We start from the raw sequence: 6,651 nt of genomic DNA, 5'->3' as shown, positions 1-6,651 counted from the left end.
TGTGTAAGGCATGCCGCCAGCGTTCAATCTGAGCCAGGATCAAACTCTTCAGTTTAATCTCTGTTACTTTGCCCTTTTACAGGCACCGTCATTTCTGACGGGTCGCTCACTCAAAAAACTGACAGGCCACTACTTGCGTAGCGCCTATTTCATTATTTCTTGTGAACATTTGATATTTTAAGTTTTACAGTGATCCGAAGATCGCTGCTGCACTTACATCAAATGCCCACACTTATCGACTGTTAATTGTTAAAGAACTGTATTCGGTACTGCTTTCGCGCTATCGACAAAGCGTTGTGTTTGTCAGCTGCGAAGAAGGAAGAGTATGAAGCGTTTGCAGCATTTCGTCAACCTTCTTTTTTTGCCGTTTGCTACTGCATCCGACTCCCTGTGTTTCGCCAAAACTAGTGCGTCTCATCGGGGAGGCGAATCATATCAAAGACCGTCGAAGTTTGGCAAGCGCTTTTCCAGGAAAGCGTGCATGCCTTCTTTTTGCGCGGGCGTACCAAAGGCGGCCTGGAACAAACGACGCTCGTAGGCAACACCATCGGTCAGGGTGGTTTCAAAGGCGCGGTTGACGCAATCCTTGATCATCATGGCTACCGAGGTGGGCATGGCGGCGATGGTCTTGGCGGCGGCCAGCGTTTCTTCCAGCAATTTATCGGCCGGTACCACGCGCGACACCAGGCCGATGCGTTCCGCTTCCAATGCATCGATGGTGCGTGCCGTCAACAGCAGATCCATGGCCTTGGCCTTGCCGATGGCGCGCGGCAGACGCTGCGTGCCGCCCGCGCCTGGTGTGACACCTACCTTGATTTCCGGCTGGCCGAATTTGGCGCTGTCGGCGGCGATCAGGAAATCGCACATCATGGCCAGTTCGCAGCCTCCACCGAGTGCGTAACCCGCTACGGCGCCCACTACGGGTTTGCGCACGCGCAAGATATGCTCCCAGTTGCGGCTGATATAACCCTGGGTGAAGGTGTCCGGGTAGGTGTAATCGGCCATGGCGGCGATATCGGCACCGGCGGCAAACGCTTTTTCGCTACCTGTGAGCACGATACAGCCGATACTCTCGTCCGCGTCGAATTTGAGCAGGGCGTCGCCCAGCTCATTCATCATATTGTCATTCAATGCGTTGAGCGCCTTCGGGCGGTTCAGGCGGATGACCGCCACTTTGTCCTGGATGTCGATGATCAAGTCTTCGTATTGCATAGTGTCTCCTCTCGATGAACGGTGTGACGATTGTAGCGGCTAACGGCAGCGGTGCGGCAGGTGCGCTGCTATTATTGTGAGCCCGATCACCTTTATCGAGCTGCGTATTTTCTCTTCCTTCTTCCAGTATTGCGCCCGCCACCTGCGCGGTGACGGCAGCGCCGCCAGCGTCAATTTTCGCCGCCTGTGGTTCAGCAACGGCCTCAATTGCTTCGGCGCCCAGATCACCTCGCTGGCCCTGCCACTGTGCGCGGTACTGTTGCTGCATGCCACGCCGGAACAGATGGGCGTACTGGTCGCCTTGCAGGCGCTGCCGTTTGCGCTCTTCGGCTTGCCCGTCGGCGTGCTGCTGGACCGCCGCAGCAAGCACCCGATCATGCTGTTCAGCGAAAGCATGTCGGGCCTGGCGCTGGCCAGTGTAGCCGTCGCCTACTGGTGCGGCGTGCTGTCGATGCCGTGGTTATATATAGTGGGGTTCATCATCGGCACGGGCTTCGTCGTCGGTGGCGGCGCCGAACAAGTGTTTCTGACTTTCCTGGTGGGCCGCGACGGCTTGATCGATGCGCAATCAAAATTTGCTGCCACCGAATCGGCTTCGCGCCTGATCGGCCCCGGCCTGGCCGGCGTGCTGGTGCAAGTCCTGTCGGCGCCCGTCGCTATCCTGTGCACGGCTTGCGGCTACTTGATTTCCGTCTTCAATCTGCGCGCCATGAGCGTACGCGATCCGCGTCCTGCGCCGTCCGACAAGCACGCCCTGCGCGACATCGCCGACGGCTTGCTGTTTGTCTGGCGTGAACCACTGCTGCGCGCGCTGGCCTGGGGCGCCGGCATCTGGCACTTCCTGTTTTACGCCAGCATGGCCTTGACGGTGCTGTTCGCCACGCGCGACCTGGGCATGAGTCCCGGCGTGCTGGGCATGACGCAGATGCTCGGTGGCGCCGGCGTACTGCTCAGCGCCTTCATCGTCAAGCCGCTGACGCGCCGCTATGGCGCCGGCCGCACCATCCTGATCGGACTGGCGTCCACCTCCGTGTGCTTTGCCCTGACACCCACCATCCCCGCCGCCTTGTTCGGCAGCACAGCCGCCAGCGCCGTGGCATATGCCGTGCTGATGTTCTTTTTTGATTGCGGCGTGATGCTGTTCTTTATTCCCTACCTGGGCTTGCGCCAGAAGGTCACTCCCGACCCCATGCTGGGCCGCATGACCTCGACCATGCGTTTCCTGACGGTGGCGACGGCGCCGCTGGGCGCGCTGGCCGCCGGCTGGGTAGCGGAACACTTTGGCGTGCGCAATGGCCTGGCCTGCATCGCGGCAGGCAGCATCCTGCTGACCGTCGCCATGGTATGGGGCACGCCGCTGCGTAGCGTGCGCACCTGAAGCGATGAACGGGCATACACTGCTGAAAGATTGCCTTGGCGACATTATTCATGCCAAAGCCTGTGAGGTTTGATTTACATCAAGGTTTTCATTGATGTAAATCCATAAGCTGTCTTACATCACTCTAGGAGCACGTCATGTTTAACACCATCTTATTTCCCACCGATGGCTCGCCGCTGTCCGACAAAGCAGCCGAGACGGCCCTCGCCTTCGCTCAATTGAACAAGGCCAAGCTGGTTACCATCAGTGTGGTGCAACCGTTCCCGTTCTCGCCGATGGCCGATGGCGGCATCGTGCTCGACGCCGGCTTGTACGAGCAACAAATGCAGGAAGCATCACAACGCGCCGTCGACAAGATCGGTGAAGCGGCGCGCGCTGTCGGCGTGCCCTTCGAAGGCGTGGTCGTCGTCTCGCCCAGCCCGCACGAGGAAATCGTCAATGCGGCGCAAACCTACCATTGCGACATCATCCTGATGGCCTCGCATGGCCGCAAAGGCTTGAACAAGCTGTTCGTGGGCAGCGAAACGCAAAAAGTGCTGGCACATACCCATCTGCCAGTGATGGTCTTGCGCTAAGCCAAACCACGGACTGCCCGGCGCCGCTCGCGCTCCCTAGCGCGCCGGTGCCTGTTTCGGCAGCAATACCCACACGGCGCCGCTCTGTTTCATGCGGCCCGCATTCTCGGCCGCTTCCGCACCGAAACCAAAGAAGTAATCGACCCGGATGGGACCGCGAATGGCGCCGCCCGTATCCTGCGCCATCACCAGGCGCTGCAGGGGAATCTCGCTATTGGCTTGCGTGGTGGACAGGAACACGGGCGCACCCAGCGGCAGGAAGCGCGAATCGATGGCCACCGAGCGCTGCGGCGTCAACGGCACGCCCAATGCGCCCTTCGGTCCCACTTTGGGATCGGGCAGGCGCTCTTCCTTGAAGAAGACATAGCTCGGATTGGCGTTGAATAATTCATCCTTGCGCGTGGGGTGGCCGGCGATCCACGCCTTGATGCCCTGCGCGGACGCCTGGCTCAGCGTCAGCTCGCCCTTGTCGACCAGGTAGCGGCCGATCGATTTGTACGGGTGACCATTCTGGTCCGCGTACGCCACGCGCACGGTTTCCTGCGTATCGGTCAGCTGCACGCGCCCGGAACCCTGCACTTGCAGGAAGAACGCTTCGACTTCGTCATCGACCCACAGCAATTCCTTGCCCGTGATGGCCGTGGCGCGCTCAATGTCGGCGCGGGTCGCGTACGGGATCACCTTCTTGCCCACCAGCTTGCCCCGCAAGCGCATGTTTTTCAATTCCGGATACACGCCGGACAAGTCCACCGAAACGAGATCGTCAGGCACCTTGTACAACGGTGTCTGGTAGGGACCGCCGCGCTTGCGCGCGCCATGCAGCAGCGGCTCGTAGTAGCCGGTCACCAAGCCGGTACTGGCGCCATCGGCGGTGACGACTTGATTGGGCACAAAGAAGGTCTCGAAGAACAGGCGGATGGCCTTGTCGCTATCGGCATTCACCTGGCGCGCGATGGTGCACGACTCTTTCCAGTCCGGCCGCTTGACCAGCACGCCGCACGAAGCCATGAAGGCGGGCCAGGCGGCGCGCATGTCGTCGCGGGCCCAGCCTGGCAAGGCGGCAAATTTGGCGGGCACAAAGGTGGGGGCCGCCGCTGCATCGATAGCGTCCTTGGCATCCTTGGCATCGGCCGGCTTGGCAGGCACTGGCCTGACGACGGTCGGAGCAATGGCGGGCGCCCTGCCGCTGGAGGCAGCGGACGGCGTGGGCGGCGTGGTGCAGGCGGACAAAGCAAGCGCGACGGCGCCGATTGAAACGGGTAGACTACCGCGTGTCAACAGACGGCGGGTAAATACTAGGCTGCGGGTAAATAACATAGGAGTGCGTATGTGGATCTTGATGATAGAGGCGCTGGTGGCGTTCTTCTTGCTGGCATTTATAGTCTGGTGGACCATGTATTCGGGTAAAAAACCCGCGCCACCGGCGCGCAAGCAGCTCAGCGAAGAACAGGACCGCACCGAAAAACTGAAATAAGGGGCGCGAGCCCCTCCCCCGTCTCTCGTTAATGCAGGGTGCGCGGCACCGACAGCACGAACTCGGGAATCGGCGCTTCGAATTGATGGCCATCCTCGGCCACGCAAAAGTATTCACCGTGCATCGATCCTTCCGGTGTGCCCAGCATGGTGCCGCTCGTGTATTCGAACTGTTCGCCCGGCTGCAGCAACGGCTGGTGGCCGACGGCGCCCAGGCCGCGCACCTCTTCCACCTTGTTGTTCGCATCCGTGATGACCCAGTGGCGCGAAATCAGTTGCGCGCCAGCCGTGCCCGTATTGACGACGCGGATCGTGTAGCTGAACACGTGCCGCCCCTGGTCCGGTGCCGATTGCTCGGGCAGATATTGCGTCTTGACCGTTACCGTAAATTCATAAGTCGCCATCGTCATTCCTATTCAGACATTGCCAGTCGTATATTGTGTGTCGCGCGCGCCGCATTGGCCATCGCGCGATGCGTATTCTGTGTTTCACCGTACTTCAATGAGGCATGGTAACGGCACCAAGCGTAAAATAGCGCATCTTCGCATTTTCTACTCTGAGCCCTTAGCCACCATGACAACATTCCGTATCGCTCCCAGCATCCTGTCCGCCGACTTTGCCCGTCTGGGCGAAGAAGTGCGCAACGTCGTGACTGCCGGCGCCGACATCATCCACTTCGACGTGATGGATAACCATTATGTGCCGAACCTGACCATCGGCCCGCTGGTGTGCGAAGCGATCCGCCCGCACGTGCAAGTCCCCATCGATGTGCACCTGATGGTCAAGCCTGTCGATCGCATTATCCCGGATTTCGCCAAGGCTGGCGCGAACATCATCACCTTCCATCCGGAAGCGTCGGATCACCTTGACCGTTCCTTGCAGCTGATCCGCGACAACGGCTGCAAAGCGGGCCTGGTTTTCAACCCCGGCACGCCGCTGCACTACCTGGAACACGTGATGGACAAGATCGACATCATCCTGATCATGTCGGTCAACCCGGGCTTCGGCGGCCAGTCCTTCATTCCGCAAGCACTGAAAAAAATCGCCGAAGCGCGCCGCATGATCGACGAATCGGGCCGTGACATCATGCTGGAAGTCGATGGCGGCATCAAGATCGACAACATCGCCGCCGCCGCCGCTGCCGGCGCCGACACCTTCGTCGCCGGCTCGGCCATCTTCGGCAAGCCTGACTACAAGGCCGTCATCGACGCCATGCGTGCCGAATTGGCAAAAGTGACGGGCGCCTGATGCAAGCGGGCACGGTGAAAGACCACGTACTGGCCGGCGTGCGCGCCGCCATCATCGACCTCGATGGCACGATGCTCGACACCGTGCCCGATTTTCATGTCGCCATCAATGGCATGCGCGCGGAACTGGATCTGGCGCCCATCAGCGCCGACGCCATCAAACTGATGGTGGGCAAGGGCTCGGAAAACCTGATCCGCACCGTGCTGGCGCTCGACTTCGATGCGGCCGGCGTGGAACAGCGTTTCGAGCAGGCGATGGAGGCTTACCAGCGCCACTACCTGGCCATCAATGGCCAGTTCAGCACCCTTTACCCGGATGTGGAAGCAGGGCTGGCGGCAATGAAGGCGGCAGGCCTGCGCCTGGCCTGCGTCACCAACAAACCGATCGCCTTCGCCCTGCCCCTGCTGAAGCAGAAAAACCTGGCGCAGTATTTCGAGATCGTCTACGGGGGCGATTCGCTGCCGAAGAAAAAACCACACCCCATGCCGCTGCTGCAAGTGTGTGCGGACTTCGACCTGGCGCCTGCCAAAGTAGTGGCCATCGGCGACTCTTCGAATGACGCGCAAGCGGCGCGGGCTGCGGCTTGCCCCGTCCTGACCGTACCGTATGGTTACAACCACGGACACTCTATACACGACACCGATTCCGATGGTATAGTAAATACGCTGCTCGAAGCGGCGCATTTTATAAGCATGCACAACAGACCAGCATACTGACCCACACCACATCGTGAACACGTTTCTCATCAAAAAACACAATGTCACC

At 60.1% G+C, this 6,651-nt stretch carries 8 protein-coding genes; 5 read left to right on the top strand and 3 right to left on the bottom strand.

Features of this window, described 5'->3' with window-relative positions; translation table 11 throughout:
• Window positions 1-435: 435 nt before the first annotated feature.
• Window positions 436-1,212 carry an enoyl-CoA hydratase gene (locus ACQ4WN_RS24555; RefSeq protein WP_436553870.1) on the bottom strand — a complete coding sequence of 259 codons (777 nt, stop codon included), beginning with the start codon at window positions 1,210-1,212 and terminating at the stop codon, window positions 436-438.
• 76 nt (window positions 1,213-1,288) lie between these two features.
• Here ACQ4WN_RS24555 and ACQ4WN_RS24550 point away from each other — a divergent pair, with 76 nt between their 5' ends.
• Complete coding sequence (locus ACQ4WN_RS24550) at window positions 1,289-2,590, top strand: MFS transporter (protein WP_436553869.1); 1,302 nt, start codon at window positions 1,289-1,291, stop codon at window positions 2,588-2,590.
• A gap of 137 nt (window positions 2,591-2,727) precedes the next feature.
• Complete coding sequence (locus ACQ4WN_RS24545; RefSeq protein WP_436553868.1) at window positions 2,728-3,165, top strand: universal stress protein; 438 nt, start codon at window positions 2,728-2,730, stop codon at window positions 3,163-3,165.
• 36 nt (window positions 3,166-3,201) lie between these two features.
• On the opposite strand, the gene mltA is transcribed toward ACQ4WN_RS24545, so the two are convergent.
• Entirely contained in the window at window positions 3,202-4,482 is a 1,281-nt protein-coding gene (gene mltA, locus ACQ4WN_RS24540; protein WP_495542761.1) for a murein transglycosylase A, read from the bottom strand.
• 10 nt (window positions 4,483-4,492) lie between these two features.
• Here mltA and ACQ4WN_RS24535 point away from each other — a divergent pair, with 10 nt between their 5' ends.
• Window positions 4,493-4,639 (top strand): hypothetical protein, encoded by a 147-nt coding sequence (locus ACQ4WN_RS24535; RefSeq protein ID WP_166674646.1) that lies wholly within the window; start codon window positions 4,493-4,495, stop codon window positions 4,637-4,639.
• Window positions 4,640-4,667: 28 nt separating this feature from the next.
• Here the strand turns inward: ACQ4WN_RS24535 and apaG are convergent, their stop codons facing one another.
• Entirely contained in the window at window positions 4,668-5,042 is a 375-nt protein-coding gene (gene apaG / locus ACQ4WN_RS24530) for a Co2+/Mg2+ efflux facilitator ApaG/CorD (RefSeq protein ID WP_436553866.1), read from the bottom strand.
• 169 nt (window positions 5,043-5,211) lie between these two features.
• Here apaG and rpe point away from each other — a divergent pair, with 169 nt between their 5' ends.
• Both rpe and ACQ4WN_RS24520 read left to right on the top strand, forming a co-directional pair.
• Complete coding sequence (rpe, locus tag ACQ4WN_RS24525; RefSeq protein WP_436553865.1) at window positions 5,212-5,886, top strand: ribulose-phosphate 3-epimerase; 675 nt, start codon at window positions 5,212-5,214, stop codon at window positions 5,884-5,886.
• Complete coding sequence (locus ACQ4WN_RS24520) at window positions 5,886-6,602, top strand: phosphoglycolate phosphatase (protein ID WP_101483756.1); 717 nt, start codon at window positions 5,886-5,888, stop codon at window positions 6,600-6,602. Before rpe ends, ACQ4WN_RS24520 begins: the two co-directional genes overlap by 1 nt.
• Window positions 6,603-6,651: the final 49 nt, after the last annotated feature.

This window comes from Janthinobacterium pasteuri, assembly GCF_051380775.1.
Taxonomy (GTDB): domain Bacteria; phylum Pseudomonadota; class Gammaproteobacteria; order Burkholderiales; family Burkholderiaceae_D; genus Janthinobacterium.
The sequence above is the reverse complement of the archived record's forward strand: the minus strand, read 5'-3'. Positions and strand labels throughout refer to the sequence as shown.